At 60.1% G+C, this 26,762-nt stretch carries 31 protein-coding genes and 2 pseudogenes; 19 read left to right on the forward strand and 14 right to left on the reverse strand.

Annotated features, from left to right (window positions below; all coding sequences use genetic code 11):
- Positions 1-373 precede the first annotated feature (373 nt).
- Entirely contained in the window at positions 374-637 is a 264-nt protein-coding gene (locus AACT07_RS13355; protein ID WP_033113193.1) for a hypothetical protein, read from the reverse strand.
- Between the two features lie 95 nt (positions 638-732).
- The gene (locus AACT07_RS13360; RefSeq protein WP_042082436.1) at positions 733-1,197 is read right to left on the reverse strand and encodes a MerR family transcriptional regulator; all 465 of its coding nucleotides are present in this window, start codon (positions 1,195-1,197) and stop codon (positions 733-735) included.
- A 219-nt stretch (positions 1,198-1,416) separates the two neighbouring features.
- Here AACT07_RS13360 and AACT07_RS13365 point away from each other — a divergent pair, with 219 nt between their 5' ends.
- Positions 1,417-2,661, forward strand: a complete 1,245-nt coding sequence (locus AACT07_RS13365) for an NADH:flavin oxidoreductase/NADH oxidase family protein (protein WP_069528230.1) — start codon at positions 1,417-1,419, stop codon at positions 2,659-2,661.
- A 229-nt stretch (positions 2,662-2,890) separates the two neighbouring features.
- Here AACT07_RS13365 and AACT07_RS13370 read toward each other — a convergent pair whose 3' ends face one another.
- Positions 2,891-3,928 (reverse strand): Mal regulon transcriptional regulator MalI, encoded by a 1,038-nt coding sequence (locus AACT07_RS13370; RefSeq protein ID WP_069528232.1) that lies wholly within the window; start codon positions 3,926-3,928, stop codon positions 2,891-2,893.
- A 291-nt stretch (positions 3,929-4,219) separates the two neighbouring features.
- Between AACT07_RS13370 and malX the strand changes: the two genes are divergently transcribed.
- Both malX and AACT07_RS13380 read left to right on the forward strand, forming a co-directional pair.
- Positions 4,220-5,791: a maltose/glucose-specific PTS transporter subunit IIBC gene (gene malX / locus AACT07_RS13375; RefSeq protein WP_069528236.1), complete on the forward strand. Its 1,572-nt coding sequence runs from the start codon at positions 4,220-4,222 to the stop codon at positions 5,789-5,791.
- A gap of 87 nt (positions 5,792-5,878) precedes the next feature.
- The gene (locus tag AACT07_RS13380; RefSeq protein ID WP_069528238.1) at positions 5,879-7,069 is read left to right on the forward strand and encodes a MalY/PatB family protein; all 1,191 of its coding nucleotides are present in this window, start codon (positions 5,879-5,881) and stop codon (positions 7,067-7,069) included.
- A gap of 93 nt (positions 7,070-7,162) precedes the next feature.
- Here AACT07_RS13380 and AACT07_RS13385 read toward each other — a convergent pair whose 3' ends face one another.
- From AACT07_RS13385 to ascN, 10 genes and pseudogenes are all read right to left on the reverse strand, one after another.
- Positions 7,163-7,597, reverse strand: a complete 435-nt coding sequence (locus AACT07_RS13385) for a hypothetical protein (protein WP_069528240.1) — start codon at positions 7,595-7,597, stop codon at positions 7,163-7,165.
- Positions 7,597-8,547: a hypothetical protein gene (locus AACT07_RS13390; protein WP_058055773.1), complete on the reverse strand. Its 951-nt coding sequence runs from the start codon at positions 8,545-8,547 to the stop codon at positions 7,597-7,599. Before AACT07_RS13390 ends, AACT07_RS13385 begins: the two co-directional genes overlap by 1 nt.
- 137 nt (positions 8,548-8,684) lie before the next feature.
- On the reverse strand, positions 8,685-9,743 hold the full coding sequence (gene ascU, locus AACT07_RS13395; protein WP_069528242.1) for a SctU family type III secretion system export apparatus subunit AscU: 1,059 nt from the start codon (positions 9,741-9,743) through the stop codon (positions 8,685-8,687).
- A complete protein-coding gene (gene ascT / locus AACT07_RS13400; protein ID WP_069528243.1) occupies positions 9,740-10,528 on the reverse strand; it encodes a SctT family type III secretion system export apparatus subunit AscT in 789 nt (262 codons plus the stop codon). The genes ascU and ascT overlap by 4 nt, the downstream gene beginning before the upstream one ends.
- Entirely contained in the window at positions 10,525-10,791 is a 267-nt protein-coding gene (gene ascS / locus AACT07_RS13405) for a SctS family type III secretion system export apparatus subunit AscS (RefSeq protein WP_005334586.1), read from the reverse strand. Before ascS ends, ascT begins: the two co-directional genes overlap by 4 nt.
- 1 nt (position 10,792) lies before the next feature.
- Positions 10,793-11,446, reverse strand: coding sequence for a SctR family type III secretion system export apparatus subunit AscR (gene ascR, locus AACT07_RS13410; protein ID WP_005334585.1), 654 nt, complete (start codon positions 11,444-11,446; stop codon positions 10,793-10,795).
- A complete protein-coding gene (ascQ, locus tag AACT07_RS13415; protein ID WP_069528245.1) occupies positions 11,443-12,369 on the reverse strand; it encodes a SctQ family type III secretion system cytoplasmic ring protein AscQ in 927 nt (308 codons plus the stop codon). Before ascQ ends, ascR begins: the two co-directional genes overlap by 4 nt.
- A pseudogene (gene ascP / locus AACT07_RS13420) lies at positions 12,366-12,752 on the reverse strand (type III secretion system needle length determinant AscP); the annotation flags it as partial. The pseudogene ascP and the gene ascQ, both read right to left, overlap by 4 nt.
- A gap of 813 nt (positions 12,753-13,565) precedes the next feature.
- Positions 13,566-14,027, reverse strand: coding sequence for a type III secretion system central stalk protein AscO (gene ascO / locus AACT07_RS13425; protein WP_058055778.1), 462 nt, complete (start codon positions 14,025-14,027; stop codon positions 13,566-13,568).
- On the reverse strand, positions 14,024-15,346 hold the full coding sequence (gene ascN / locus AACT07_RS13430; RefSeq protein WP_069528250.1) for a SctN family type III secretion system ATPase AscN: 1,323 nt from the start codon (positions 15,344-15,346) through the stop codon (positions 14,024-14,026). Before ascN ends, ascO begins: the two co-directional genes overlap by 4 nt.
- Positions 15,347-15,535: 189 nt before the next feature.
- On the opposite strand from ascN, the gene aopN reads away from it, so the two are divergent.
- Genes aopN through aopD form a run of 12 tightly spaced genes read left to right on the forward strand, consistent with a single transcriptional unit; the run spans position 15,536 to position 24,297 of the window.
- A complete protein-coding gene (gene aopN / locus AACT07_RS13435; RefSeq protein WP_069528252.1) occupies positions 15,536-16,414 on the forward strand; it encodes a SctW family type III secretion system gatekeeper subunit AopN in 879 nt (292 codons plus the stop codon).
- Positions 16,395-16,676 carry a type III secretion system gatekeeper subunit Acr1 gene (gene acr1, locus AACT07_RS13440; RefSeq protein ID WP_005334576.1) on the forward strand — a complete coding sequence of 94 codons (282 nt, stop codon included), beginning with the start codon at positions 16,395-16,397 and terminating at the stop codon, positions 16,674-16,676. Before aopN ends, acr1 begins: the two co-directional genes overlap by 20 nt.
- A complete protein-coding gene (gene acr2 / locus AACT07_RS13445) occupies positions 16,673-17,044 on the forward strand; it encodes a SycN family type III secretion system chaperone Acr2 (RefSeq protein WP_069528254.1) in 372 nt (123 codons plus the stop codon). The genes acr1 and acr2 overlap by 4 nt, the downstream gene beginning before the upstream one ends.
- Entirely contained in the window at positions 17,041-17,406 is a 366-nt protein-coding gene (gene ascX, locus AACT07_RS13450; protein ID WP_005320766.1) for a type III secretion system protein AscX, read from the forward strand. Before acr2 ends, ascX begins: the two co-directional genes overlap by 4 nt.
- Positions 17,403-17,753: a type III secretion system chaperone AscY gene (gene ascY / locus AACT07_RS13455; protein ID WP_171902779.1), complete on the forward strand. Its 351-nt coding sequence runs from the start codon at positions 17,403-17,405 to the stop codon at positions 17,751-17,753. Before ascX ends, ascY begins: the two co-directional genes overlap by 4 nt.
- Positions 17,686-19,851: a SctV family type III secretion system export apparatus subunit AscV gene (gene ascV, locus AACT07_RS13460; RefSeq protein WP_269719424.1), complete on the forward strand. Its 2,166-nt coding sequence runs from the start codon at positions 17,686-17,688 to the stop codon at positions 19,849-19,851. Before ascY ends, ascV begins: the two co-directional genes overlap by 68 nt.
- Positions 19,848-20,303 carry an LcrR family type III secretion system chaperone gene (locus tag AACT07_RS13465; protein WP_069528259.1) on the forward strand — a complete coding sequence of 152 codons (456 nt, stop codon included), beginning with the start codon at positions 19,848-19,850 and terminating at the stop codon, positions 20,301-20,303. Before ascV ends, AACT07_RS13465 begins: the two co-directional genes overlap by 4 nt.
- Before the next feature lie 39 nt (positions 20,304-20,342).
- Complete coding sequence (acrG, locus tag AACT07_RS13470; RefSeq protein WP_005334559.1) at positions 20,343-20,627, forward strand: LcrG family type III secretion system chaperone AcrG; 285 nt, start codon at positions 20,343-20,345, stop codon at positions 20,625-20,627.
- Between the two features lie 9 nt (positions 20,628-20,636).
- Positions 20,637-21,722: a virulence-associated V antigen gene (locus AACT07_RS13475; RefSeq protein WP_069528261.1), complete on the forward strand. Its 1,086-nt coding sequence runs from the start codon at positions 20,637-20,639 to the stop codon at positions 21,720-21,722.
- A 9-nt stretch (positions 21,723-21,731) separates the two neighbouring features.
- Positions 21,732-22,235: a SycD/LcrH family type III secretion system chaperone AcrH gene (acrH, locus tag AACT07_RS13480; RefSeq protein WP_017411833.1), complete on the forward strand. Its 504-nt coding sequence runs from the start codon at positions 21,732-21,734 to the stop codon at positions 22,233-22,235.
- Positions 22,216-23,388, forward strand: coding sequence for a type III secretion system translocon subunit AopB (gene aopB, locus AACT07_RS13485; RefSeq protein WP_005334552.1), 1,173 nt, complete (start codon positions 22,216-22,218; stop codon positions 23,386-23,388). The genes acrH and aopB overlap by 20 nt, the downstream gene beginning before the upstream one ends.
- A 12-nt stretch (positions 23,389-23,400) precedes the next feature.
- Positions 23,401-24,297, forward strand: a complete 897-nt coding sequence (gene aopD / locus AACT07_RS13490) for a type III secretion system translocon subunit AopD (protein ID WP_005334550.1) — start codon at positions 23,401-23,403, stop codon at positions 24,295-24,297.
- Here the strand turns inward: aopD and AACT07_RS13495 are convergent.
- A complete protein-coding gene (locus tag AACT07_RS13495) occupies positions 24,215-24,553 on the reverse strand; it encodes a hypothetical protein (protein ID WP_171902778.1) in 339 nt (112 codons plus the stop codon). The genes aopD and AACT07_RS13495 overlap by 83 nt on opposite strands.
- Between AACT07_RS13495 and AACT07_RS13500 the strand changes: the two are divergent.
- From AACT07_RS13500 to AACT07_RS13515, 4 genes and pseudogenes are all read left to right on the forward strand, one after another.
- Positions 24,434-24,878, forward strand: a pseudogene (locus AACT07_RS13500) (type III secretion system chaperone). The gene AACT07_RS13495 and the pseudogene AACT07_RS13500 overlap by 120 nt on opposite strands.
- A 2-nt stretch (positions 24,879-24,880) precedes the next feature.
- On the forward strand, positions 24,881-25,114 hold the full coding sequence (locus AACT07_RS13505) for a T3SS regulon translocated regulator ExsE family protein (RefSeq protein ID WP_069528263.1): 234 nt from the start codon (positions 24,881-24,883) through the stop codon (positions 25,112-25,114).
- A complete protein-coding gene (locus AACT07_RS13510) occupies positions 25,111-25,512 on the forward strand; it encodes a YscW family type III secretion system pilotin (protein ID WP_069528265.1) in 402 nt (133 codons plus the stop codon). Before AACT07_RS13505 ends, AACT07_RS13510 begins: the two co-directional genes overlap by 4 nt.
- 344 nt (positions 25,513-25,856) lie before the next feature.
- On the forward strand, positions 25,857-26,672 hold the full coding sequence (locus tag AACT07_RS13515) for a helix-turn-helix transcriptional regulator (protein ID WP_021229949.1): 816 nt from the start codon (positions 25,857-25,859) through the stop codon (positions 26,670-26,672).
- Positions 26,673-26,762 lie beyond the last annotated feature (90 nt).

Consider the following 26,762-nt stretch of genomic DNA (forward strand, 5'->3'; position numbering starts at 1 on the left):
AATACCATTCATTTTTTTCTGAAAAGGAGGGGCGGGATACCACTGTGTGTCTGCGTCAGTTTTAGGACAGGGACATCTAGCTAATTTAGCCGCATCAAGTAGGGAAAATTCCACGCTACCGCCCGTGGATTACAGCCTCCAGCCTGCTGCGGTTATCCGGCGATGTGGTGGATGGCGAAACGGCTGCACAGGGTTATCTCTGCAAGAGTGGTTGCCAAGTGGGGCATATTAATCGAGAGAGAGGCAGGGTAAAACCGCCGTCGGGCAAAAACCTGCCAAAGATCAATAAATTGCTCATTAAGTGGGTGTTATTTGTCCGCTTGGCGCTCTGAGCGCAAGCAGAGCTTCATTTCTTGCTGGGTGCTACCGCCACTCAATACTCCAGAAACTTCTCCCCGCAGCGTTCGCAGATCAGATGTTTTACATGGGTGGTCTGGTAGGCCAGTGTTTCACCAAACGCCCAGTTGGTGATGCTGCTGGAAGTAAAGGCTTGCCAGAAGGCTTTGCGCGGATCCTTGGGCATGATGTCCTGGCTGTGATCGCGGGCGACCAGCACCACGATATGGCGGGTACGCTCGCCACATTTGTCACAGCGATGGATTTCACTCGGCGGGTTCTGGTCGTGCGGGTTGCTCATAAATGGGCTCGTGCAGAGAGGGGGCTCCCATCATATTCCTCTCCACTTGGCTCTCAACCTCTCTGGTCGAGGGCGTGTGCCGGTTGTGAACAGGATCACCTTTTGTGGCGTAACGCAGACTTGGCCGTGGTGGCAGCCTTTGCGACGTGCTTGGGGGATGGAATGCCCATGCTGGCCAATACCCGGGCTGCGTTCTCTTCACAGGGCATCTCGTCGGGTTTGGACTCCACCAGCCGGATCAGGGTCTGCAACTGCTGCTTGCTGTGGGCAAGCCTGGCCTCCAGCGCCTCTATGTCGCTCACCTTGGCCTTGAGGGCCGCCAGCAGCGGTGCGTGTTGCCAGGTGCTGATATCCGCCGGTACCAGCTGCTTGATCTCGTCGAGGGAGAAGCCTGCCTGCTGTGCCTGGCTGATGATGGTCAGCAACGGCACAGTCTCGGGCGGGTAGTCGCGATAGCCGTTGGCCCCCCGTTGCACCTTGTTGAGCAGGCCCCTGGCTTCGTAAAAGCGGATAGCCGATGCCGCCATGCCGGTCTGTCTGGCCAGTTCACCGATCTTCATCTTGCCTCCTGGGCTGCGGGTTGATGGCCCCTGACGTTAAGGCTGAGGGGCGGTGCCGGGAGATTCTAGGGTTAAAGCCCGCTTGAATGTCAACGGCCCTGAGCAAGCAAGGGGTGGGTGGATAGCCTTTCCTTGGTCGTAGCGGCATCTCGACAAAGGGCTTGACCTTCAAGTCAGCTTCAAACTTATGGTGGGGTCCTCACTACCGAGGAGATCGCCATGAACCCATTTACTCCCCTGACCCTGCCAAATGGCAGCCAGCTTATCAACCGCCTCGCCAAGGCAGCCATGGAAGAGAACATGGCTGACCGTGACCATGCCCCCTCCGAGGCGCTGATCCGCCTCTATCGTACCTGGGCTGAGGGTGGCGCTGGCCTTATCATCACTGGCAATGTGATGGTGGATGGGCACGCCATGACGGGAGCGGGGGGCGTGGTGCTCGACACCCCGGCGCTATCCCCACAGCTGGCCGGGCGTTTCAGGGCCTGGGCCGAAGCGGCCAAAAGCGGGGGCGCCCAGATCTGGATGCAGATCAACCACCCCGGTCGCCAGATGCCGGCGGCGCTGGGGCAACCTACCCTGGCACCTTCCGCCGTGCCCATGGCGCTCGGCAGTTTCTCCAAACAGTTCTCTCCGCCCAGGGCCATGAGCGAAGCCGATATTGCCGAGGTGAAAGCACGCTTTATCAATACGGCGCTGTTGGCACAGCGTCTCGGCTTTGACGGAGTGCAGATCCACGCTGCGCACGGTTATCTGCTAAGCCAGTTCCTCTCGCCGCTCACCAACCAGCGCCACGATCGTTGGGGCGGCAGCCTTGAGAATCGTGCCCGCTTGCTGCTGGAGATAGTGCAGGGGATCCGTGAGCAGGTGGGGGAGCGCTTCTCACTGTCGGTCAAACTCAACTCCGCCGACTTTCAGCGTGGCGGCTTCAGTACCGAAGATGCCAAGGCTGTGGTCGACATGCTCAACCCGCTCGGGGTGGATCTGGTGGAGCTCTCCGGTGGCAGTTACGAGGCGCCCGCCATGCACGGTCAGGCCCGCGATGGCCGCACTCTGGCGCGGGAAGCCTATTTTCTGACGTTTGCCGAAGAGATAGTGAGTGCCGCTCATATGCCCGTGATGGTGACCGGGGGGATCCGCCGTTATCCAGTGGTGGAACAAGTGCTCGGCAGCGGAGTGGCGGTCGTTGGCATGGCCACCGCGCTTGCCATCGCCCCGGATCTGCCCGCCAGATGGCGCCGTGAGCAGGCGGCAAGCGCCGAGCTCAGGCCCATCCCCTGGCGCAACAAGGTGTTGGCTTCGGTAGGTTATATGGCGATGGTGAAATACCAGCTGCGGCGGCTGGGCCGTGGTCAGCCGAGCCACCCCAAGGTTGCGCCATCGCTGGCGCTGGCTTGCCAGCAGTGGCAAACCCTGCTTGGCAACGCCCGCTATCGGCGCTGGATCAAGGCGCAGGAAAAGTGAAGAGAGAGCGGTTCGCAGGCGCACGAGCCAGCCAGGCCAGCTTAGGCCGATGCCCGCTTCTGCGGTTTGCTGGTGAGCGGTGATGATATGGCGGCTAAGGCGAGCTCGGGCTGCTGCAGACGGGCCAGCCTTGCCAGCTCAAGCCGACTCCCGCTTCTGCAGACTGGGGGTGATGATATGGCGGTTGGGGGCGAGCTCGGGTTGCTGCAGACGGGCCAGCCTTGCCAACTCAAGCTGACTCCCGCTTCTGCAGATTGGGGGTGATGATATGGCGGTTGGGGGCGAGCTCGGGTTGCTGCATCCGGGTCAGCAGTCGCTTTGCCGCCTGACGGCCGATTTCGCGGGCCGGTGAGCTGACGAAGGTGAGGGCGGGGGAGGTGAGTTCGGCCTCCGCCACATCGTCAAAGCCGAGCAGGGCCACCTGCTGACCGATGTAGTTGTCCTTGCCCACGGTGCGCCCACTTGCCTCGACGCCATAGATGGCGCCGAGCGCCACCTCGGGGTAGTGGCAGAGCACGGCGGTCACCTTGGGGTGCTGGTGCAGCAGCTGGGCGATGGTGTCGGCGGCGCTGCGCTGGGTGCGTTCGCACTCCAGTACCCACTCCGGTTTGAAGGGGAGGCCATATTGCAGCAGGCTGGCGCAGTAGCCGCCGATCCGCTCTGCGCGGGTGAGGGAGTCGGCTCGCCCGCCGACGTAGGCGATATGGCGGTGGCCCTGTTCGATCAGGTAGGTGGTGGCCTGCTTGGCGGCGTGGGTGTTGTCGGGGCCGATAAAGTCCACGTCATCCCGATAGTAGGAGCGGGCGGCGCACACCACCGGCAGTTCGGAGTCGAGCAGGGTCTCCAGGGTTTTGGCCGCCGCGCCGCGCACCGGATTGAAGATGATGCCCGCCACCCCCTGCCGTGACAGGGAGTGGATGCTCTGCTGCAGCCGCTCCGGGCTGTGGCCGCACTGGGTCAGAAACAGCAGATAGCCCTGCTGCTCCAGCACCTCGCTCACCCCGGCGGTCACCTCGGTATAGAAGGGGTCGGTGATGTCGCGCAGGATCAGCCCCACCAGATTGGATTGCTGGCTGCGCAGGTTGGCGGCGGCGCTGTTGGGCACGTAGTCGAGCTCTTTTATCGCCTGCTGCACCCGCTCGGCGGTGGCTGGCGAGATGCGCCCCTTGCCGTTGAGCACCATGGAGACGGTGGTGACCGACACTCCCGCCCGCTGGGCGACATCGGTAATCTTGGTGGCTTTGGCAGAGAGGGATTTGGGCGGCATAGGGCGAACGGACGACGGACAGTTGAGAGCGAGGCCCCAGCATACCTGCTCAGATGCTCAAGTGAAACGTTACATCACCATTGGGCCGATCCGGCTCACAAATTTGGATACTCCCGCCAGCCAGCCCCCTGATTCTGTGATCCTGTCGGCACTTGCAAATTGATAAAACGTTTTATCATCCAGCAAAACCTGATGCTGACCCGCGCCTTTTGCTTCGAGATTGCTTCGAGATTGCCTCGAGCGGGGGAGGGCAGCCGCAGATATTGCTGTCTATTCACAAGGAGCCGTTTCATGGCCAAGCCTCAAGCCAAATCCACCATCTGGGAGTTCCTGCAGAGCCTCGGCAAGACCTTTATGCTGCCGGTCGCCCTGCTGGCCTTCTCGGGCATCCTGCTCGGTGTCGGCAGCTCGCTCACCAGCGATGCGGTCAAGCAGAGCATGCCCTTCCTCGACAATACCGTGCTGCAACTGCTGTTCCTCTGGATGACCAAGGTGGGGCTGGTGGCCTTTATCTACCTGCCGGTGATGTTTGCGGTGGCCATTCCGCTGGGGCTGGCGCGGGAAGAGAAGGGGGTTGCGGCCTTTGCCGGTTTCGTCGGCTATGCGGCGCTCAACCTCTCCATCAACTTCTACCTCACCGTGGCCAACGTCATCGGTGACGCGGCGGCGGAGAAGGCCTACGGGGTGAAATCCATCCTCGGCATCAGCTCCATCGACACCGGGATTCTGGGGGCCATCATCGTCGGGGTGATCGTCGCGAAGCTCCACGCCCGTTTCTACACCTACAAGATGCCCGATGCGCTCGCCTTCTTCGGCGGTGCCCGCTTCGTGCCCATCATCACTGTATTGGTGCTGGGTGTAGTCGGTCTGGTCGTGCCGTTCGCCTGGCCCTGGTTTGCCGCCGGCATCAACGGTATCGGAGCGCTCATCTCCCACGCCGGTCCCTTCGGCCCCTTCCTGTTCGGTACCGGTGAGCGCCTGCTGCTGCCGCTCGGCCTGCACCACATTCTGGTGGCGCTGATCCGCTTTACTGAAGCGGGCGGCTCCCAGCTGGTATGCGGTCACGAGGTGAGCGGCGCCCTCAATATCTTCTACGCCGAGCTATCCTGCGCCGACACTTCCGGCTTCTCGGTCTCTGCCACTTCGTTCCTCTCGCAGGGCAAGATGCCAGCCTTCCTCGGCGGCCTGCCGGGTGCGGCGCTCGCCATGTATCACTGCGCTCGCCCTGAAAATCGTGGCAAGATCAAGGCGCTGCTGGTTTCTGGCGTGGTGGCCTGCGTCATCGGTGGCATCACCGAGCCGCTGGAGTTCCTGTTCCTGTTCGTGGCACCGGTACTCTACGTTATTCACGCCATCCTGACCGGTCTGGGCTTTATGACCATGGGGCTGCTCGGCGTTACCATCGGCAACACCGACGGTAACCTCATCGATTTTCTGGTGTTCGGCGTGCTGCAGGGCACCGCCACCAAGTGGTATCTGGTGCCGGTCGCGGCCGCCATCTGGTTTGCCATCTACTACAGCGTGTTCCGCTTCGCCATCGTGCGCTTTAACCTGAAAACCCCGGGCCGTGAGATTGAAACCAGCGAGACTGCCCAGCCCGCGAGCAAGAAGGCCGGCAACAGCGGTTACAACGGTGAAATCATCCTCAATGCGCTGGGCGGCGCTGATAACATCCTCGCGCTCGATAACTGCATCACCCGCCTGCGGATGTCGGTGCAGGACATGAGCCGGGTCGATGACAAGGTACTGAAAGCGAACGGCGCTATCGGGGTGATCAAGCTCGACGAGCACAACCTGCAGGTGGTGATTGGCCCGCAGGTGCATCTGGTAAAAAACCAGCTGCAGAGCCTGATGGGGGCCTGAACCGGCCAATAAGATCCGAACGGGGGGCGCAAGCCCCCCTTGTTTGCCTCTCCCAATATGTCTCCTGTTTATGGAGGGAGAAACTTCATGCACGATATTTATGACTTCGACCGCGTGGTCGACCGCCACGGCACCTACTGCACCCAGTGGGACTATGTGGCCGACCGTTTTGGCCATGCCGATCTGCTCCCCTTTACCATCTCTGACATGGATGTCGAGACCGCCCCCTGCATTCGCCAGACGCTGGCAACCCGCCTTGAGCACGGGGTATTTGGCTACAGCCGCTGGAATCACGACGACTTCAAGGGGGCTGTGAGCCACTGGTTTGCCCACCGCTACGGGGCGAGCATCGACCCCGAGACGCTGGTCTACGGCCCCTCGGTCATCTATATGATTGCCCAGCTGGTGAGCCTCTGGTCGGCGCCGGGTGAAGGTGTGCTGCTGCATACCCCCGCCTACGACGCCTTCGGCAATATGTTGGCTGCCAACGACAGGGTGCTGCTGCCCTGCCCGCTCAAAAAAACAGAGGGGAGCTACCAGATCGACTGGGCCTGCTTCGAGCAACAGGCTGCCCGCCCCGATTGCCGGATTTTGCTGCTCTGCAGCCCCCACAACCCCACCGGCCGGGTCTGGACGCGGGATGAACTCGGCCGGATGGCCGCCATCTGCCAGCACCACGGGGTCAAGGTCATCTCGGACGACATCCATATGGATGTGAGTTTTGCCCGCTACCTGCCGTGGAGCGAGGTGGCGCCGGACGATCACTGGGCGCTGGTGAGCTCGGGCTCCAAATCCTTCAATATTCCCGCCCTTGGCGGCGCCTACGCCTTTATTGCCAACGCAGCGGCGCGGGCCGCTTATCTGCAACGGCTCAAGGCGGCCCACGGCCTCTCATCGCCGCCCATTCTCGGGGTGCTGGCCCATATCAGCGCCTATCGGGATGGCGCTGCCTGGCTTGATGCGCTCAAATCCTACCTGCACGGCAATCTCGCCCATGTGGCGGCGCGGCTCAACGCGGCTTTCCCCGCCATCGACTATCGGGTGCCCGAGGGAACCTATCTCGCCTGGATTGACTTGAACGGTCTTGGCATCGACTCCACCGAACGGATGGATGCGCTGCAAACCTTGCTGGTGGAGAAATACCGGGTCGCCATCATGCGTGGCGACACCTACGGCCCGGAAGGCACAGGTTATATCCGCCTCAACGTCGGCTGCCCGCGCTCGAAAGTAGATCAAGGACTCGACGCCCTGATCGGCGCGCTGGGGGAGGTGGGGTAAGGGTAAATCCATTCAACGTGAGAAATAGAACGGGGCCATCAGTGATGGCCCCGTTTTGGTTGAGCTGTTTTCCCTTATGAGCAGACGCTGATATCAGGCTCGAATGGTCTTCGGGATGGGATTCGGGATACCGTAATTCGGGCGTGATACGGTCTGTTCGATCGCGGACTCGCTGACCACGATGGCTGCCGGAGACGTGCCTTGAGTCAGGGCTTCGGCCTGATGCAGCATACGGCTGACAAGGTCGATCAGAAGTTCCACATCCAGCTTGTCCAGCCATTCACGGCTCCAGAGCAGGGTGCTCTGCTCGCTGCCGCGACTGAGCTGCAGCACAGGCCAGTCAGCCATGGTGGCGAGGGAGGGGGTCTGAATATCCCCCAGCGGAATAAACAGGGTCACCAGTTGATCCCGCTCGCGAATATGGAGGCTGAAGGGGCCCGCCTGCAGATCCAGCCCCTCTTCGTGCAGGCACTCCTGCGGCAGGGATAGCTGGCGAACGAGGGTTGATAGCATGGCATGGAACATCATTAATCCTCCCGATGGGTGTTATCAAAGACCGACTCTGTGGGCGGCCACAGGTTGGCGATAGGGGGGCGGGCGGGGGTACCGACCAGTGGCGCCCCTATGGTGGCGGCCCAGGGGTCGACTACCTTGGCGTGTGGCCCCCAGCTTTCCGGCTTGGTAAGTTCGCTCCCCTCAGCACGGCCAATGACCACAAAGCAGTGGGTTTGGGCGTGACCCTGTGCGCCACGATGGGCCAGCACTTCGATCCGCTGGTCACTGTTGTGGCGCAGCAGTTCGGCCGCCGCTGAATAGGCCAGGGTTGAGCAGCAACCGGCCTTGGCGTCATCCACCGCCTTGGCGATGTTTTCCATGGTGCGCAAGGAGAGTGGCTGCTTGTTTCTGGTTATCTGGATGGCGGCCATATTGGCGCTGTTGTTGGCGCGCTGGTTGGCTGCCAGGCGCTGGGGATCCTGCCCGAAGGCGTTGAGTTTGCCGATGATCTTCTGATAGCTCGGATTGTTGGGCTGGACAAAGGTCTGGGCGTCGGTACAGGCGTAGCTGCCCAGTTTTTCCAGTCCGGCCATGCTCTTTTGCAGCAGGGCCTGGGTGCCACCCGCCATCACTTTCGGTTCATGTCGCGGGGCGGCTCTGGTGATGGCCCCCTGTTCTGCCAGCGCCTGTTTCAGTTCAGTCAGACGAGCTCCACGTGCAGCCACCTCTTTGGGGTGGTGCTGCTCCCAGTGCTGGATTGCATCCTGCACCCGCTGTGCTTTGCCGCTATCAGGAGCGCTTTGCAACTGGCGCAGGGCGCTGATGACCTGCTTGAGATCGCTGCTCTGGAAGTGGCCGATGCCGCGCTTGACGGATTGCTCGAACAGCTTGTTACCCTTTGCCAGCAGCGGGCTGGCCTCTGTCTGCTGGGGCGATGCTGGGCGGTTGAGGTGAATGTGTCCACCGATTGCTGGTAAGGCCATGATGTGATTCCCGACAGGGTTGACGATAAGGAGATGATACCGAGCCGTGATGGCGCGCTATATCAGGGAGCGGTCGGGGATTTGTCAGTTTTTCGCGTATTGCGCAGTTTGTTTGGCCATTCGGGCAGCGTGCAGCCCTACCACTGTGACCCTTCGCTCTGGCGCCACTGCTCCAGCCAGCGCAGAACCTCGGCAGTCGCCTCAATCTGGTCGGCGGGAATGTAGTTGTTGAGTTGGGCATCCCGATAGAGGGCACGGGCCAGTGGAATGCGTTGCAGCACAGGGATCCCCTCCTCTTCGGCAATCTTGCGCACCTGTAGCGCCTGGGCATCGGTGAATTTGAGGGTCACCACCGGCAGCGGGGTTTCTCCCCGCTCGTAGCGGATACCGATGGCGATATGGGTCGGGTTGGCGACGATGACCGAGGAGCGCTTGACGTCGGCGCGCATGTTGCTCGACTGCAACTCCTGATGGAACTGGCGGCGCTTGCTCTTGATCTCCGGGCTCCCCTCCATTTCCTTGTACTCCCGCTTCACCTCGTCCTTGCTCATCTTGAGCTGCTTGATGTGCTGGTAGTGTTCGAAGGCGTAGTCAGCGATGGCGATCACCACAAAGCCCATGGCGCAGACCGCCATCAGCTGGCCCAGCATGCCCCCCAGCACCGGAGTGATGCAACTCATGCCGCAGCCGGGTAACTGGAGCATCGCTTGCAGATTGCCCTTTATGGTGACCCACACCAAGAGGCTCAGGAGACTCACCTTGAGCAGGGATTTGACGAACTCCATCAGGCTCTTGATGGAGAAGATCTTCTTGGCCCCCTCCACCGGATTGATCTTCTTGATGTCGGGCTTGATGGACTCACCGCTTAGCAGAAAACCGTACTGGGCGAAATGGGATGCGAGTACCACCAGCACCGCGACCGCGAGGAGCGGAATGCAGAGATAGGCCATCTCCTGCATCAGGTTCTCCACCACATGGTTGAGCGCCTGGGTAAAGGGGAGGTTGATGTGGGATTCCGGGATCATCATCAGCTTGCCCAGATGTTCGAGGTAGTAGTCGGACATCGCCATCAGCATGCCCACCAAGCTGAGAATGATGGCGGTGGAGACCACCTCCTTGCTCTTGACCACCTGCCCCTTCTGGCGTGCATCCCGCAACTTTTTTGGGGTGGGTTGTTCGGTCTTCTCGCCGCTCATCGCGCCTCCAGAATGGGGATCAGCAGTTGCAGCGGATCCATCACCGCCAGCACCTGTTGATAGGCGTGATCCATCATCAGCTTGATATAGATGACCAGCAACAGGCTGGCGACGGCGCTTTTTATCGGCATCGCCAGCACGAAGACGTTGAGGGAGGGGGCGAAGCGGCTGATCAGCGCCAGCCCGAATTCGGCCAGAAACATGGCGATCAAGAGCGGCGCCGCCAGCAAAGCGCAGAGCAGCAACATATGGCTGAACTGGCTGTAGAAAAAGTTGACCCACTGCTCGTCGATGGTGGGGAAAAAGTGCGCCACCGGCCAGCTGATGTAGCTCTGGAACAGGGCGGCCAGCAGGGCGAGAAAGGCGCCGCTGGCAAAGAAGAGGGTGATCAGGGTCTGGGTCAGCAGCAGGCCGGTGGGACTGGTCTGGCTGCCGAGACTCGGGTTGAACAGGGAACCCATGGCGGCACCGCGCTGGTTGTCGATCAGAAAACCGCTCGCCTCGATGGCCCAGAAGGGGATGGCGGCGACAAAGCCGATCAGCAGGCCGAGCAGCACCTCCTTGGTGATCAGCATGGCCAGCGCCATGCCGTCGATCTGATCCGGCAAGGTGTCGGCGACTGTGGGGTAGGCGTAGAGCGCCAGCGAGCAGACCACGCCGTTGCGGATCATCGCCCCCCCCAGCATCTGTTTGCTCAGCACCGGCAGCATCACGAAGCAGCTGATAAAGCGCGGCAGCAGCAGGGTATAGGCCAGCATCTGGGCCTGCAGGCTCTCCAGCGTCATTGGATCTGCGGTACCTTGAACAGCACCATATCGGCAAAGCTGTAGAGCTCGTTCCCCAGCCAGGCGGTGGTGGCAAACAGGGTGATCACCACGGCGATCAGCTTGGCGACAAAGCCCAGGGTCTGCTCCTGGATCTGGGTCAACGCCTGCAGCAAAGAGACAAGGGTGCCCACCAGCGCCGCCACCAGTACCGGTGGCATCGAGAGGATCAGCACCAGCCAGAGCGCCTGGCTGGTGAAGTGAAGGATATCGGCGTGACTCATGCTAGCCTCCGTAACTGATGACCAGCCCGTGGGTCAGGCGGGCCCAGCCATCGAGCAGCACAAACAGCAGCAGCTTGAAGGGCAGCGAGATGGTCATGGGGGAGACCATCATCATCCCCATCGCCAGCAAGATGTTGGAGATGATGAGGTCGATGGCGATAAAGGGCAGGTAGATCAGAAAGCCTATCTCGAAGGCGCGGCTCAGCTCGCTCACGGTAAAGGCGGGCAGCAGGATCAGCAGGCTGTCGGGCTCCAGCCGATCGGCATATTTGCTGGGCCAGAGTTGCTTGGTGCTGTCGATAAAGAAGGCGTGCTCTCGCGGTTTGATCTGCTTTTTCAAAAAGTCGCGGTAGGGGGCAATCCCCTCATCGAGGAACTTCTCCACCGATTCGGCTTTCGCCAGTGACACCTCGTTCTGGCGCAGGTAATCCTGGGTGGCAAAACCGACCGGCGCCATCACATAGATGCTGAGGATGATCGCCAGCCCGTACATCGCCATGTTGGGGGGGATCTGCTGCACCCCGAGGGCGTTGCGCAGCAGCGAGAAGACCACCGCCAGCTTGACGAAGGAGGTGGCCATCACGGCGATAAAGGGGAGCAGAGCCAGCAGCGCCAGCCCGACGATAAGGTTTAGCTCGTCTGGCAACTGGATCATGACTGTGACTCGTTGTCGAGGCGTTCGACCCGTACCCCCAGGCGCCCCTGGATCTCCACCAGTCGCCCCACTCCCAGCGAATGGCCGTTGCTGGTGATGCGCACTTCGCCATCGAGGGGCGTGCCAAGATCGATCAGGGCGCCCGGTTGCAGGCTGGTGAGGGTATGCCAGTCCAGCGTCTGGCGGCCCACTTCGAAGCTCACCTTGATCGGCAGTTGATCCAGTTCGGTCGGGCCGAAGGGTTCAGCGGAGGCAGCATTATGCATGGCAGTCAGTTCCAGATGTTGTTGATGGGGTTGGCAGTAGGCAAAGGGGCGACCCTCCACGCAGATCAGCAGTTGCTGGCCGAGCTGCGGATGGGGCGGCGGCAGCAGCACATCGCCGATGGCGAGAGTGGCGAGCTCATCCATGGTCAGCCCCATCTCGCCCCACTGCAGGGAGAGGGTGAGGGGCAACGGCAGCCGCTGCTGCTGTGGTCGTGGTGGCAACTTGCTCAGCAAGGGCTCGGGCTGCGGCAGCCAGAGAGCGAGACTTGCCCCCTCCCGTTGCAACAGCAGTTGCAGGGCTGGCTCGCCGGTCTGAGCGTTACTCTCTGGTCGGGTCAGCGCCGAACAGGTGATGCCACCGAGGGGTTGTCCCAGCCGTTCGATCAGTGCCATTTGCAGCTGCTCGGGCAGGCTGAACAGTGCCGCCTGTTGTAGATCTGGTGCGAGCCAGTGCGCCAGCTCTGCGCCGTTGCACAACAGCGGCAAAGAGAGCCCCTGCCACTGCAGTTGCAGCCGGGTATCGAGTGTCGCAGGCGGCAAACCGATGGCGAGGAGAAGCTCGCCGCCACTCCAGCCAAAGTGCTGGCGGTATTGGCTCAGGGTCTGCTGTAAAGTCAACTCCGCCAGCGAGGCGGAGGTGAGGGCAATCGGTGTCATGCGTCGGCATCCCACTCTTCGTAGATGGATCGTTTATGGCGCGAGCCCTGTTCACTGTCGGGCTGGCCGAAGAGATCGAGGGCGACCCGCTCGCCGGGATAGAGCCGTTGCAGGCGGTCGACCAGATCGCTGCGCCCCTGATTGAGCAGCAGCTCACCTTGCGCCGTGGCGAGGATCTCGATCTGCAGCTCGCCATGGTGGTGAGCGATGCGAATGGAGAGATCGCCCAGCTGTGGCAAAGTCAGGCGCAGCAGTGGCGGACGCTCCGAGCGGCCCAGCTCCTGATAGATATCCACCGCCAGTCGCTCCAGCAGCTGACCCAGTTCCCGATTACTTTCGGCAGGTGCCAGCCGTGCGAGCTGCAGATCCCCGGGGGTTTTCACCTGCGGGGGGATCGGTTGACCACTGGCTTCGGGTATCTCGTCGTTCAGAGTGAGCGCATTGATGTCAGTGTCGCTGTTGGAGACCTTTCGTTCGGCGAATTCGAAGACTTGGGCAAGAGAGGCTTCACCTTGTTGAAGGGGGGCTTGATCTGAGCTCTGCGGCAGCTCCATACCGGCTGCGATCCAGATTGTTTGTAGATCATGTTGTCGCGAGTCACTCTCTCTTTGCTCGGGGTGGTGCAATGGCTCTTTCATCAAAGATGGTATCGCTGACAGAGCGCTCTCTGGTGCCCAATCTCCAGCTCCCTCGAGGAGGGGGCGAGGGGCCGGTGTATTCAACATTGATGAAGGCACTGAACAGGCGTTTTCCGGGGCGGGTAGCGCCACATCTCCGGTTCCGCCCTCGTGCACGTTGTCTTGTGCATCCAGCACTTGCTGCGATCTTTTGCTCTCGATTTCCTTCTGGTCACGTTCGGTCACCTCCGGGAAGGTGGATAAACCGGGTGCCTTTCTTGTGATGAGCTGTTGTGTCTGTAAATGCTTTGGCTGGCTGTGAGAAGCAGCAATATCAGACTGCCGGACAGTATCGGCTGCCTGTTTTTTTTGCTGCTGCGTCTGTAATAGTTGCTGAGGCCGAGGCTCCTGGGTCTTGCTCTGGCCATTCGCCCTGTACTTGTCGGGTGCCTTTTGGTCCGATTCAAGCCGCATTGCCTGCTCGAAACGCTGCTGTTGCGACCGATTGGCTTCAGCCATCTGGGTATCACCCCGGGCTGTCACTGTGCCCTGTATCGGGAGGATTCGGTTCATGACTCGTTACATCCTGATCTGCTGGCGGAACTCTTCCTGTTCCTGCTCTTCGTTGTAGTCACGCAGGGCTTGCTGTGAGGCCTGCTCCTGACGGTGTAGTTCGGCAAATTTCTGTTGCTGCTGGCGAGCGCGGTGTACCGCCTGCTGGCGCTCCTGCAAGCGGATGCGCTCTTCGGCGACCCGCTCGGCCTGCTCGGCGGCAGTTTGTTCAAGCTGGGCCTCTTTCTCCCGCAGCAGCGCCACTTGCTGTTGCCACGCCTTGAGCCCCTTGCGATCGAGTTGCTCCGCCTGACAGATGGCAAATAGCCGCTCTTCTTCGGCAAGGCGCCACTGGCGATAGTCGAGACTCTCCTGCTCCGCTTCGCGTTGGCGAACGCGGGCGAGTTGCACCCGAGCCTGCTGGGCGGCGAGCTGCTGCTCGGCCCGATCCAGCCGTAGGTCTTTTATTCGTTGCAGGCGGCCAATCATCGGGTCAGCGCCTCCAGAGTCGAGAGGGCTTCCGGCAGTGAGCTGGGTTCATGGGTGCCTTGCCTGAGCCACTGGCGAATAGTCTCGATGCGGGCGATCGCCTCGTCGGCTACCTTGTCCTGCCCTTTCTGGTATTCGCCGATCTGCAGCAACAGCTCCACCTCTTCATATTTCGCCAGCCAGCTGCGCAGTCGACCTGCCTGAGCCTGATGCTCGGGCGCGATGATCTGGTTCATCACCCGGCTGGCGGAGCGCAGCACGTCGATGGCCGGATAGTGGTTGGCCGCCGCCAGTTTGCGCGACAGGATGATGTGACCATCGAGGATGGAGCGGGTCTCGTCAGCGACCGGCTCTGTCATGTCATCCCCCTCTACCAGCACGGTATAGAGGGCAGTGATGGAGCCCTTGTCTGACTGACCGGCGCGCTCCATCAGGCGGGGCAGTGCGGCAAACACCGACGGTGGATAGCCCCGTCGGGTTGGTGGCTCGCCAGCGGCCAGACCAATCTCCCGCTGGGCACGAGCAAAACGGGTGACGGAGTCCATCAGCAGCAGCACCCGCTTGCCCTGATCGCGGAAATACTCGGCGATGGAGGTGGCGACAAAGCCTGCCTTGGCCCGTTCCATGGCGGGGCGATCCGAGGTGGCCACTACCAGCACGGCCTTTTTTAAACCCTCCTCTCCCAGATCCGCTTCGATAAATTCGCGCACCTCACGGCCACGCTCACCGATCAGCGCCAGCACGGTGACATCTACCTCGGCGCTGCGAATAAGCGATGCCAGCAGGGTGCTCTTGCCACCACCGGCGGCCGCGAAGATCCCCATCCGTTGCCCCTCACCGCAGGTGAGCAGGCCGTCGATGGCGCGAATACCGAGCGAAATGGGCTCGGCGATGCGCTTGCGGCTCATGGGGGCCGGCGCATCCCGATAGACCGGGTACCAGGTCTCGGGCTCCGGCAGATGGCCACCGCCAAAGGGGTTGCCGAGGCCATCGAGCACCTGACCGAGCAGATGCTCGCCGACCCCGACCTGATGCATGGCGCCGGTCGGGCTCACCTCGGTGTTGGAGGAGATGCCAAACATTTCGCCAAGGGGGGTGAGCAGCGCCTGATGCTGGGCAAAGCCGATCACCTCTGCCTGCAGGGAGAGAGTGTTGTCCGGGTTGCGCAGATGACAGAGCTCACCGATCCGCACGCCTGGGACGACCGCCTTGAGCAGGGTGCCGGTCACCTGGGTGACCCGGCCACGGATCTGGATCAGGCGGCACTCGTCGATGGCGTGACGAAGCTGATCGGGGATGTGGTCAAGGGAGAGGGTCATAACAATCTGCGCTATTGAAACTGGTGGCCACTATAGGGGATGGGGGGCTACGGGGATTTCAGCGCGAGTCGGGACTTTTTAGAAAACCGTTGGGGGCGGGCTAAAAATTCACGGCCGATTTTGGCATAGGGAGGCGAGGGCGATTTTTATAATGCCATCCTCGTCAATCCATTCGTCACGGGAGTTTCCATGGCCATTATCCAGAGCAACCCCTATGCCCCTGCCGCCCAGCCCGAGCTGCGCGGAGCAGAGGTCGCATCCCGTCAGGCTCCCCTGCAGGGCGGGCAATTTCAGGGGGAGCGGGTCGTGCTGGCCAGTGCCACCCAGTCGCTGGCCGATGCCGCCGAAGAGCTCACTTTTGTCTTTTCCGAGCGCGCTGAGCTTTCGCTCGCCAAGCGAAAGCTGAGTGACAGCCATGCCCGCATCAGCGAGATAGAGGCGCTGGTGGGGGATTACCTCGACAAAGTGCCGGAGCTGGAGCGCCAGCAGAAGATCAAGGAGATGGTGAGCCACCTCAGCAGCGGTCGGCTGGCCAATCTCTCCCAGCTGCTGGCCTACCTCGAGAGCTATTCGGGGGAGGTGAGCGAGCAGTTCGAGGCGCTCTGTCAGGCGCGCAAGGCCCTCGCCGGACGACCGGAGATGCAGGGCACCCTGGCGCTGGTGGAACAGGCGCTGGCCAAGCTGGCGGACGAGCAGGGCAGTGCCATCGTGCTGGGGGCGCGCATTACCGGCCCCGCGGCCGAAGCGGCCAAAGCGGGCGTGGGAGCCGAGCAGGATCTACGGGATCTCTATCGCGATGCGGTGCAGGACTACCGTGCCCTCTCTGCCGCCTGGCGCGATATTCACAGCCGCTTTGGCAACGGTGCGCTGGAGAAGGTGACCGGCTTCATGATGAAGGCCCTGAGCGCCGATCTCGACAGCCAGCAGCGCTGGCTCGACCCGGTCAAGCTGGAACGGGTGATGAGCGACATGCACAAGCTGCGGCTGCTCAACACTCTCTCGGCGCAAGTGGACGAGCTGTGGCAACGGGTGAAGGAGGGCTCGGCCCATGGCATACGGGCCTTCTGATCTGATGGGCGATCTGATCGCCCTGGTGGAGAAACGCTGGGCCAGCGTGCGTGATGTGGAGCAGGTCGGTGTGGCTCTTGAGCTGTCAGATTGTCGCCAGCAGGTGTTGCTTTATCAGGAGCTCAAGCGGCTGATCCGCCTGCTGCCGGTGGAGCTGTTCAGTGAGGAGGAGCAGCGCCAGAACCTGTTGCAGTGCTGTCAGGGTGCGCTCGATAACGCCATCGAGCGGGAAGAGGATGAGTTGTCTGGAGAGTCGTCATGAACTGGATTGAACCCTTGCTGGTGCAGTTTTGCCAGGATCTGGGCATCACCATAGGGGATAACCCCCATTCGCTGATCCAGCTTGAACTGGAGCAGAGCGGCACTCTGCAACTGGAGCGCCATCAGGGACAACTGACCCTCTGGTTGGCCCGCGCCGTACCCTGGCATCAGAGTGGCGAGGCGATCCGCCGCGCCATGACCTTGACCGCCGCGGCGCAAGGCCCGGCCCTGCCGGTGCGCAGCGGCTGGTTGGGGGAGGAACAGCTGATCCTCTTCGTCACCCTGGATGAGCGGGCCGTGACTCTGCCCCAGCTCCATCAGGCAGTGACCACCCTGACCCGGCTGCAGCGAGAGGTGCTGGCGTCATGAGCCGGATCACTGCCGCGCATATCGGGATCGAGCAGCTTAGCGCCATCTCCCTCGACGATCAGGAGCGCAGCCTGCCGGGGCGTTATGCCCTGTTGCCCGATGGCCAGTCCATCGAACCCCATATCAGCCGCCTCTACCCCGAGCGGCTGGCGGATCGGGTGCTGCTCGATTTCGCCACCCCGGATCGCGGCTTTCACGACTTGCTGCGACCGGTCGATTTCAATCAGGCGATGCAGGGTCTGCGCAGCGTGCTGGCAGAAGGGCAGAGCCCAGAGTTGCGAGCGGCCGCTGCGCTGCTCGAACAGATGCACGCCGATGAACAACTGATGCAGATGACCCTTCATCTGCTGCACAAGGTATGACCATGGTGCTTACGTCACAGCAGCAGGATGCGCTGCTGCTCACCGGCTGGTTGCAACTGCAATATGGCCACCCCGACAAGGCGAGCGTCCTGCTGGCCGCCCTGTTGCAGATCCACCCCGACCATCAGGGAGGGCGACGGACCCTGCTGGTGGCCCTGCTCAAACAGGGGGAGGGGGAGGCTGCGTTAGCCCATGTCGATCAGCTGATGCAGCAAGGGAAGGCCGATGGCTCGCTCTGGCTCTGCCGCAGCCGGGCCTGCCAGTTGGCAGGGCGGCTGGATGAAGCCCGTTTTGCCTATCAACAATACCTCGAACTGGAAGAGCAGAATGAATCAACGCTCCCTTGAGCTGCTGCGCCGGATCGGCGAGCGCAAGGACATCATGCTGGCGATCCTGCTGCTGGCCATCGTCTTTATGATGGTCTTGCCGCTGCCGCCGGTGGCCCTCGATATTCTGATTGCCATCAACATGACCATCTCAGTGGTACTGCTGATGATGGCGGTTTATATCAATTCGCCGCTGCAGTTCTCCGCCTTTCCGGCGGTGCTGCTGATCACCACCCTGTTCCGGCTTGCCTTGTCGGTGAGCACCACCCGGATGATCCTGCTGCAGGCCGATGCGGGGCAAATCGTCTACACCTTCGGCAACTTCGTGGTGGGGGGCAATCTGGTGGTGGGGATCGTCATCTTCCTCATCATCACCATCGTCCAGTTTCTGGTGATCACCAAGGGCTCGGAGCGGGTCGCCGAGGTGAGTGCCCGCTTCTCCCTCGATGCCATGCCGGGCAAGCAGATGAGTATCGACGGTGACATGCGCGCCGGGGTGATCGACGTGCACGAGGCGCGGGATCGCCGCGGGGTCATCGAGAAGGAGAGCCAGATGTTCGGCTCCATGGATGGCGCCATGAAGTTCGTGAAAGGGGACGCCATCGCGGGCCTCATCATCATCTTCGTCAACATCCTCGGCGGCGTCACCATCGGGGTGACCCAGAAGGGGTTATCCGCCGCCGATGCGCTGCAGCTCTACTCCATCCTGACGGTGGGTGATGGCATGGTCTCCCAGGTGCCGGCCCTGCTGATCGCCATCACTGCGGGGATCATCGTGACCCGGGTCTCCTCCGAGGAGTCCTCCGATCTGGGGACCGATATCGGTGCCCAGGTGGTGGCCCAGCCCAAGGCGCTGCTGATCGGCGGTCTGCTGCTGGTACTGTTTGGTCTGATCCCGGGCTTCCCGATGATCACCTTCTTTGCGCTGGCGGCCATCGTCACGGCAGGCGGTTATTTTATCGGCTTGCGTCAGCGCAAGGCGCAGAGCAGCAACAGTCAGGATCTTCCTGCCGTCCTGGCGCAGGGGGCGGGAGCCCCCGCCGCCCGCAGCAAGCCAAAACCGGGCAGCAAGCCTCGGGGCAAGCTGGGGGAGAAGGAGGAGTTCGCCATGACGGTGCCGCTCCTGATCGATGTGGATGCCGCTTTGCAGGCCGAGCTGGAGGCGATTGCCCTCAACGACGAACTGGTGCGGGTGCGCCGCGCCCTCTATCTCGATCTCGGGGTGCCCTTCCCGGGTATTCACCTGCGTTTCAACGAGGGGATGGGGCCCGGCGAATACCTGATCCAACTGCAGGAAGTACCGGTCGCCCGCGGTCTGCTGCGACCGGGCCATCAGCTGGTGCAGGAGAGCGCCTCCCAGCTCGATCTGCTGGGGATCCCCTACGAAGAGGGGGCGCCGTTACTGCCGGGACAACCGACTTTGTGGGTCGCTAATGAACATCAGGAGCGGCTGGAGAAGTCACGGCTGGCCAGCCTCACCACTGATCAGGTGGTGACCTGGCATCTATCCCATGTGCTGCGGGAATATGCCGAGGACTTTATCGGCATTCAGGAGACCCGCTACCTGCTGGAGCAGATGGAGGGGAGCTATGGCGAGCTGGTCAAGGAGGCGCAACGCATCATCCCGCTGCAGCGAATGACCGAAATTTTGCAGCGGCTGGTGGGGGAGGATATCTCCATCCGCAACATGCGCGCCATCCTCGAGGCGATGGTGGAGTGGGGCCAGAAGGAGAAGGATGTGGTGCAGCTCACCGAGTACATCCGCAGCAGCCTCAAGCGCTACATTTGCTACAAGTACGCCAACGGTAACAACATCTTGCCTGCCTATCTGCTCGATCAGCAGGTGGAGGAGCAGATCCGCGGCGGCATTCGCCAGACTAGTGCCGGCAGCTATCTGGCGCTCGACCCCACCATTACCCAGAGCTTTCTCGATCAGGTGCGCCATACCGTCGGTGATCTGGCCCAGATGCAGAACAAACCGGTGCTCATCGTCTCCATGGATATCCGCCGCTATGTGCGCAAGCTCATCGAGGGGGATTACCACGCCCTGCCGGTGCTCTCCTATCAGGAGCTGACCCAGCAGATCAATATCCAGCCCCTCGGGAGGGTCTGCCTGTGAGCGGGGACCCGTTAACCTCTGACCCCCTGATCCCCTGGCTGCAAGCCAGGGGTGTGGCGGTGGCCCCTCACCATCTGGGGGCGACTCCCATCCAGATCGGCCACGGTTTTTGCTATCGCCAAATTTATCTCGCCTGGCGCTTTGATCCTGCGACCCGACGGGTCTGGATCCTGCTGGTGCGCCGAGGGGGGGAGCGGGCCGGACTGGCCAATCCCTTTGCCGCCCTCTATCTGCTGGCCGAAGCCACTCTGACAGTGCTCGGGCCGGGCCATTACCTCTACGGCAACGTCGATGTCTTTCGTGGCAGTAGCCTGAGTAGTGAGCGGCTCGGGCGCTTTTACCTGTGCTGGACGGGAGCCAGTGAACCCGAGCCCGGCTGGTTCATGCTGGCCGCCGAGCAGGTCTGTTCCCTGCGAGATATGCGAAAACGACAAAAGCACGGCCTTGCGTGACAGGCATGTCCAAAAGGGCCTCATAGAATAGGAGCCAAGATGAAACAACCGCGTTTTGCCGACCATAGCGAGACCATTTCGCAGGCAGAGCAGGCCATTGCCGACAGCGATCACCGCAACGCTCTGTTGCAAGAGATGCTGGCTGGCCTCGCTCTCTCGGATCAGACCTGTCAGCTGCTATTCGATGCGCCGACCGAGCAAGTGGCCGTGGCCGAGCAGGAGTTGCTGGCTGAGATCCAGCGCAGACAGGCGTTACTGCCGGCACAGCCGGGAGAGGGCCGCAAGAGTCGCCGTCCCACCATGATGCGCGGACTGATGATTTAAGGAGTCGTGATGAGCACTATCCCTGACTACAACACCAACCCTGGTGCGTTCGTCGGCTGGCTTGATGGGCAAGCGCTGGACGCATTGCCGGGCCATAAAAACCCCAAGTTGACCGAACTGGTCGAGCTGCTCAAGGGCAAGATCACCATCAGTGCTGACTCATCGACTGCGCTGAGCAAGGAGCAGCTGGAGAAGTTGCTGGCTGCCTATCTGACGGATCCCGCCTCGATCAACGGGGGTTGGGCGATGGGCCAGTTCCAGGGGGGGCAAGATGCGGCCATTGCCGCCATCAAGGGAATGATCGAGCGGGGAGCAAAACAAACCCCGCCAGTCACCCACTGGACCGTCCCTGAATTTATGCTGCTCTCCCTCAGTGCGCTGACCATGGATCGCATCGATGACGATCTCATCACGACCTTTACCGGGGTGATGGCGTTTCAGGACAACCAGCGTAAAGGGCTGCGGGACGAGCTGGCAGAGATGACCGGTGAGCTGAAGATCTACGGGGTGATCCAGTCCGAGATCAACAAGGTGCTCTCTGCGGCATCCAGCCAGACCTTCAACACCAATTTCAATCTGCTGGATTACAAGCTCTATGGCTATCAGTCTCTGGCCGAATTTATGGATGGTTCAGAGTTCAAACTGTTGTCAAAAATGTTTACCGATGGGTCGGTGCAAAAAGCACAGCAAGATTTCACCAACGCTAAAAACGAGCTGGAAAAAGTAACGTCTGCCAGCCTCGCCCCCAAAACGCTGGGGGAGGCCAAGGCCGATTATGAGCGTAAAAAAGCCAATTTTGAGAAGATCGTAGCCACGCAGGTCATCACAGTTAAAACGTTCCTCGAAAGTGAGCAGAAGAAGAGCGGCGCGATGAAAAATATCGAAGCCAGCTACAGCTATGACAAGGACAACAACAAGCTTGGCAACTTCTCCACCAGTGTGAGCGACCGTTCTCGCCCGCTCAACGATCAGGTCAGTGAAAAGACCACCCGCCTCAACGACGTCAGCTCGCGCTATAACGCCGCCATCGAGGCACTCAACCGCTTTATCCAGAAATACGACAGCATCATGCGCGACATTCTTGGCGCAATTTGAGGAGAGATCATGCAGACCGACACCACCCTGACCCCGGAATATGAAGCAGAGCTGGAAGCCTTTATGGCTGACGGCGGCACCCTGGCCATGCTGCAGGATATCTCGGGCGACACCCTGGAGCAGCTCTATGCCCTGGCCTTTGGCCAGTATCAGGCTGGCAAGTGGGAGGATGCTCACAAGATCTTCCAGGCCCTCTGCATGCTGGATCACTATGAGCCGCGCTATTTCCTTGGGCTGGGTGCCTGCCGTCAGGCGATGGGGGAGTTTGAAACGGCGGTTCAAAGCTACAGCTTTGGCGCCATGCTCGACCTGAAAGATCCCCGTTTCCCGTTTCATGCTGCCGAGTGCCGGCTGCAACAAGGTGATTTGAACGGGGCCGAGAGTGGCTTCCACTCGGCCCGACTGCTGGCGGACACAGATCCCCAGCAGGCAGACCTGGCGGCAAGCGCCAAGGTCATGTTGGAAGCCATCGCAATCAGAAGGGATCTGCAAGATGAACCCGATCAGCAATGAAAGACAGGTTTCCCCGCTGGGAAACACAGGTGATGTTGCGGGCCTGGCGCCCGTAACCCAACCTCGCAGTGAAACACGGCTCGATGCCGCAACGGTGCAAGTCACCGGTCAGGCCCGCAAGTCAGGGGTCTCGCTGAACCCACCACTGGCGGTAAGCAATAGCCAGGTCAGTGCGCAGCAACTTGGTGAAATCGGCAAGTTGGTGGCTTCGGTGAAAGAGAACACCCGCTTGATTCTGCCGCACACCACCGGGTTGGTGACCGCAGCCTTTACCTCGCCCGAAGCGTTCGAGATTGAGCTGGGCAAGCTCACCAGCGATCTGGAGAAGACCCAGACCAAGCTGAAGCTTGATGATATCCGGCAAGCTCGCACGCTGAACGAGAAGAAGATCGGCGAGAACCAGGCGAAGATCAAAGAGGCAGAAGAGAGTGCCCAGGAGGCCAAGAAGGCCGGTATCTTTGGCAAGATTTTCGGCTGGATCAGTGCCATCGCCTCGCTGGTGATCGGCGCCATCATGGTGGCAACCGGGATTGGCGCTGCCGCCGGTGCCCTGATGATCGCAGCTGGCGTCGTTGGCGTGGTCAACATGGCTGTGCAGCAGGCTGCCGCTGATGGCCTTATCTCCAAGGAGGTGATGGAGAAGCTGGGGCCAGCCCTGATGGGGATAGAGATTGCGTTGGCAGTGATTTCGGCCGCAGTCAGTTTCGGCGCGACCATTGGCGGTGCGATTGCCAAACTGGGCGCCAAGATTGGTGGCAAGGTTGCGGATGTTACCGCCAAAATCGTTGCCAAGGCGGGTGAAATGGCCGCCAAATTTGGTGCCAGAGCAACCGTTGAGGCGGTGAAGGTGAGTGATAAGGTGGCGAAAGTGGCCAAACTGGCCACCCAGGGTGCCGATATCCTCATTGATGTGAGCAGTGGCGTGGCCAAAACGGTCCAGTCAGCGAAAGAGTCCGAGTCGCTCGATGCCCAGGCTGATCTTGCCTTGAGCAAGAGCGAGATGACCGAACTGCAAGGGGTCATCGACAAGCTCAAGGAGGCGATAGCCCAGATGATCGAGGCGTTCCAGCAGACCATGGAGATGATCTTCCAGATGATCAATGCCAAGGGCGACATGATGAACAACCTAGCCCGCAGACCTGCTGCTATCTAAGGAGTACCGACCATGATTAACAGTGATTATGCAAATGGTGTGACCCGTACCGCCCCGCTGACCGAGGTGCAGGCCGGTGAGGCGCAGCAGGTTCGCAGTGCGACCACTGCCCATGAGGCTGCCGTTTCGACCCGTTCGCAAGGGGCAGAGAACAAGAGCGTTCCTACTCTGCCACGCCCCTCCATCCCCTTCGATACCAAAGGGGTGACCCAGATGGTTGCGCAGCTGGACAGTGCGATGGATATGATGTCCTTGCTGTTCAAACTGGCCCGTCAGGCCCGTGAGGAGGGGTTACAGGTTCGGGATATCGAGAACAAGCTGGTCATCAGCAACCAGCAGGCACAGGTTGATGAGATGCGCCACGGCGCCAAGCTGATGATCGCTATGGCGGTGGTCTCCGGCGTGATGGCGGGGTTCTCTGCCATTATGGGCGGGATCAGCCTGGGCAAGGGTGCCAAGACTATCAAGCAGCAACAATCCCTTGATGGCAAGATTGCCGGTCGCGAGGCCTTGATTGACGCCAAGGTTGATAGCTTGAGCAAGCAGGGCCAACAGGTTGACCGTGCTGATGTGGGCAAAGTCTGGAAACAGGACCAAGTTGCAGACAGTAATGCGAGCCGATTGTTGGACAAGAAATTTGCTCGCACTTCCGAACGGGGTCAGGTGTTCAACACTGTAACCCAGTCTGTGGGGCAAATGAGCAACTCTGCGGTGCAGGTGGCGCAGGGTGATAGCCAGGCCAATGCGAAAGAAGACGAGGTCGAGGCGACCATCAGTCAGAGCGAGAAGCAGAAGGCCGAGGACAATATGTCCTTCAATGCCAACTTTATGAAAGATCTGCTGCAACTGATGCAGCAGTATTCCCAGAGCCAGAATCAGGCTTGGAAAGCGGCATTTGGCGTTGCATAAACGTCATGGCAATCAAGGCGCCCACTGGGGCGCCTTTTTGTTTTTTCCGGCCATTTTTCTTAAAAGTGCCGCCCTTGAGTGACAGCCCGCATGGCGGTGGCAGGCTAACATCTCTTCCTCTCTGCTGGAGGAAATCATGGATGTAACTGTCATCATCAATCGACTGCTCGCTGAATTTGCCACCAAATATGGTTTGCCATCCCTGGCTCTGAATCAGGAGGGGGTTGCGGCGCTCTGCTTTGACGAGCAGTTGCAACTCAGCCTTATCCTGGTGCCGGAGCGGGATCAGCTGGTGTTGCAGGCTGACGTGGGCCGAGCTGCATCAGGTGGGCGAGGGGATTTTCCGTCAGTTGGCCAGCTTCAATCGTCACTGGTATCAGTTCAATCTTCACTTCGGTTTCGATGAAGAGAGTCTGACGGTGCAACTCTATCGCCAGATGGCGGCAAGCCGGTTGACTCTGGCGTACCTTGAAGAGAGTCTCGCCAGCATGCTTGAGCATGCCGAGTTCTGGCAGGAGTTGCTGCAACCCAGTACGCGGGAGGCAGGCAGCAGTGATCAGGTGATGGGAGTGCGGGTATAGCCATGAAGATTCAGGAATCACAAGGTGCGCTGGCCCTGCATGGGGCAGAGGCGGGCAAGGTAGGGGCATTTGCAGGCAGAACCGTGAGTGCCCGGTCAGCCAATACGAGCCAGGTTCCCCTGTCGGCACTGCTGCGACGCTCCATTACCCTTAATCAGGTCCAGGAGCTGGCGCTGCAGCGACTGCAGCAGGGTGAGCACACACCGCTGAGTGAGCGGCGGATCCGGGTGTTATGAGAGGTCTGCTGGCACTGATGTTGTCGGCCATGCTGGCCGGTTGTGTCACCACCCCGGAGCTGAAGCCATCGCAACAGCAACTCAAGGGCGAGGTGCACTTCCCGCAAGCCTTGCCACGTCCGGCGACAGTGGAGGTGGCGGTGCTCAGTGTGATCGGGGGGCGTCCGTTGCAAGTGGCAGCCACCCGTTATGAGGTGACCATGCTGCCATTGCTGTTTGATCTGCGTTTGACCCCTCTGCAACTGGCGGAAGGGGAGATCTATCTGCGGGCCCGCTTGCGATTTATAGATGGCTCCGCGGTACAGGCTATGAGTCAGCAGAAAGTTTTTAAGATTTTTAATGACAAAAAAATGGTTATTCAATTGCAGCCAAAAGCTTGTTATCCACAATGTCAGTAATGATTGTGTTTAAATAAAAAGCCTCAAATCAATCATTTATTAATTTATCAGTTAAGATTGAAGGTTTCTTTTTGTAACGAAGTATCTTTTGCTGTAAGCACACCATTAAGTATGAGTCGTTGCACTGGATAAATAGTGTGTTAGCTCTAATTTTAGGCTGGTTTTTCTGCTTGTGACTGTTGTAGGATCCCCCCTCATTTCAATGGTGATTAATTTTTGAATTCACCAGCGAATGGCTTGATTACAAAATAATAAATAAAAATAACAGCAATAATAAAGCACCCGAGAGCGACCCGCTTCCGGAGGTGTTACTGGTACTACACGCAGATTCAGGAAAATAAAACATGAAGGGCATTACTACCACAGAGAAGGGCGATATGGCCCTGCTCCAGTGGTGCATGTCTGCTTTTAACGTTATCGAACATCCGCAAGAGGGAATTTATATTCTCCTGGAAGGATCGATGAAGTGGCAGGACTGTACCGATACCTATGAATTATCCCCCAACGAACTTCTGTTCGTGCGCCGTGGCAACTACGCGGTCTGTACCGGTGACGGCCCCTGCTGCCTGCTTTGGCTACCTCTGTCAAACTCCTTTTTGCAAGGCTTCTTGCAACGTTTCGGTTCACTGTTGAGTGAAGTCCCCCGGCTGGAGGGGATGGCCCCCACGCTGCTGCCGTTTCACTCATCCCCCTTGCTGACCCAATGTATTCAGGGGCTGCGCGGGTTGACCGAACATGAACATCCCCCCGCACTGGCCCAATTACGCACCGAAGAGTTGCTGTTTCTGCTCGCTTTTGGCGAACAGGGGCCTCAACTGATGTCTATTTTGCGCCAGCTGAGCAATCGCCAGGTCGAGCGGTTGCAACAGTTTATGGAAAAGCACTATCTGATGGAGTGGAAGCTCAGCGAATTCGCCAAAGAGTTCGGTATGGGATTGACCACTTTCAAGGAGCTGTTTGGCTCGATATATGGTGTTTCTCCACGCGCCTGGATCAGTGAAAGGCGGATCCTTTTCGCTCATCAGTTATTACTCAATAGTGAAATGAGCATCGTCGATATTGCGATGGAGGCCGGTTTCTCCAGCCAATCCTATTTTACCCAGAGTTATCGTCGTCGTTTTGGCTGTACGCCAAGCCGTGCCCGACACGGCACAGATTAACGCCGGACTAAAATAATCTGACGTTTTTTATAAGCCGCGGAGCGAGGCAATGGATAGAATAGCCAGCATATCGAAACATCATTCCATTAT

It is taken from the genome of Aeromonas sp. ANP5 (assembly GCF_963870295.1).
GTDB classification, from domain to species: domain Bacteria; phylum Pseudomonadota; class Gammaproteobacteria; order Enterobacterales; family Aeromonadaceae; genus Aeromonas; species Aeromonas veronii.

Excerpts from the sequence above, each read along its gene's own strand:
- aopN (WP_069528252.1), top strand. The coding sequence starts at position 15,536 with ATGGCCATTATCCAGAGCAACCCCTATGCCCCTGCCGCCCAGCCCGAG.
- AACT07_RS13515 (WP_021229949.1), top strand. The coding sequence starts at position 25,857 with ATGAAGGGCATTACTACCACAGAGAAGGGCGATATGGCCCTGCTCCAG.
- acrG (WP_005334559.1), top strand. The coding sequence starts at position 20,343 with ATGAAACAACCGCGTTTTGCCGACCATAGCGAGACCATTTCGCAGGCA.
- ascT (WP_069528243.1), bottom strand. The coding sequence starts at position 10,528 with ATGACGCTGGAGAGCCTGCAGGCCCAGATGCTGGCCTATACCCTGCTG.
- ascO (WP_058055778.1), bottom strand. The coding sequence starts at position 14,027 with ATGATTGGCCGCCTGCAACGAATAAAAGACCTACGGCTGGATCGGGCC.
- AACT07_RS13475 (WP_069528261.1), top strand. The coding sequence starts at position 20,637 with ATGAGCACTATCCCTGACTACAACACCAACCCTGGTGCGTTCGTCGGC.
- AACT07_RS13380 (WP_069528238.1), top strand. The coding sequence starts at position 5,879 with ATGCACGATATTTATGACTTCGACCGCGTGGTCGACCGCCACGGCACC.
- AACT07_RS13390 (WP_058055773.1), bottom strand. The coding sequence starts at position 8,547 with ATGGCCTTACCAGCAATCGGTGGACACATTCACCTCAACCGCCCAGCA.
- ascN (WP_069528250.1), bottom strand. The coding sequence starts at position 15,346 with ATGACCCTCTCCCTTGACCACATCCCCGATCAGCTTCGTCACGCCATC.
- AACT07_RS13510 (WP_069528265.1), top strand. The coding sequence starts at position 25,111 with ATGAGAGGTCTGCTGGCACTGATGTTGTCGGCCATGCTGGCCGGTTGT.
- ascQ (WP_069528245.1), bottom strand. The coding sequence starts at position 12,369 with ATGACACCGATTGCCCTCACCTCCGCCTCGCTGGCGGAGTTGACTTTA.
- AACT07_RS13365 (WP_069528230.1), top strand. The coding sequence starts at position 1,417 with ATGAACCCATTTACTCCCCTGACCCTGCCAAATGGCAGCCAGCTTATC.
- aopB (WP_005334552.1), top strand. The coding sequence starts at position 22,216 with ATGAACCCGATCAGCAATGAAAGACAGGTTTCCCCGCTGGGAAACACA.
- ascU (WP_069528242.1), bottom strand. The coding sequence starts at position 9,743 with ATGAGCGGCGAGAAGACCGAACAACCCACCCCAAAAAAGTTGCGGGAT.
- acr2 (WP_069528254.1), top strand. The coding sequence starts at position 16,673 with ATGAACTGGATTGAACCCTTGCTGGTGCAGTTTTGCCAGGATCTGGGC.
- AACT07_RS13360 (WP_042082436.1), bottom strand. The coding sequence starts at position 1,197 with ATGAAGATCGGTGAACTGGCCAGACAGACCGGCATGGCGGCATCGGCT.
- AACT07_RS13385 (WP_069528240.1), bottom strand. The coding sequence starts at position 7,597 with ATGATGTTCCATGCCATGCTATCAACCCTCGTTCGCCAGCTATCCCTG.
- acrH (WP_017411833.1), top strand. The coding sequence starts at position 21,732 with ATGCAGACCGACACCACCCTGACCCCGGAATATGAAGCAGAGCTGGAA.
- AACT07_RS13505 (WP_069528263.1), top strand. The coding sequence starts at position 24,881 with ATGAAGATTCAGGAATCACAAGGTGCGCTGGCCCTGCATGGGGCAGAG.
- aopD (WP_005334550.1), top strand. The coding sequence starts at position 23,401 with ATGATTAACAGTGATTATGCAAATGGTGTGACCCGTACCGCCCCGCTG.
- ascY (WP_171902779.1), top strand. The coding sequence starts at position 17,403 with ATGACCATGGTGCTTACGTCACAGCAGCAGGATGCGCTGCTGCTCACC.
- AACT07_RS13370 (WP_069528232.1), bottom strand. The coding sequence starts at position 3,928 with ATGCCGCCCAAATCCCTCTCTGCCAAAGCCACCAAGATTACCGATGTC.
- AACT07_RS13355 (WP_033113193.1), bottom strand. The coding sequence starts at position 637 with ATGAGCAACCCGCACGACCAGAACCCGCCGAGTGAAATCCATCGCTGT.
- ascX (WP_005320766.1), top strand. The coding sequence starts at position 17,041 with ATGAGCCGGATCACTGCCGCGCATATCGGGATCGAGCAGCTTAGCGCC.
- ascR (WP_005334585.1), bottom strand. The coding sequence starts at position 11,446 with ATGATCCAGTTGCCAGACGAGCTAAACCTTATCGTCGGGCTGGCGCTG.
- ascS (WP_005334586.1), bottom strand. The coding sequence starts at position 10,791 with ATGAGTCACGCCGATATCCTTCACTTCACCAGCCAGGCGCTCTGGCTG.
- malX (WP_069528236.1), top strand. The coding sequence starts at position 4,220 with ATGGCCAAGCCTCAAGCCAAATCCACCATCTGGGAGTTCCTGCAGAGC.
- ascV (WP_269719424.1), top strand. The coding sequence starts at position 17,686 with ATGAAGCCCGTTTTGCCTATCAACAATACCTCGAACTGGAAGAGCAGA.
- acr1 (WP_005334576.1), top strand. The coding sequence starts at position 16,395 with ATGGCATACGGGCCTTCTGATCTGATGGGCGATCTGATCGCCCTGGTG.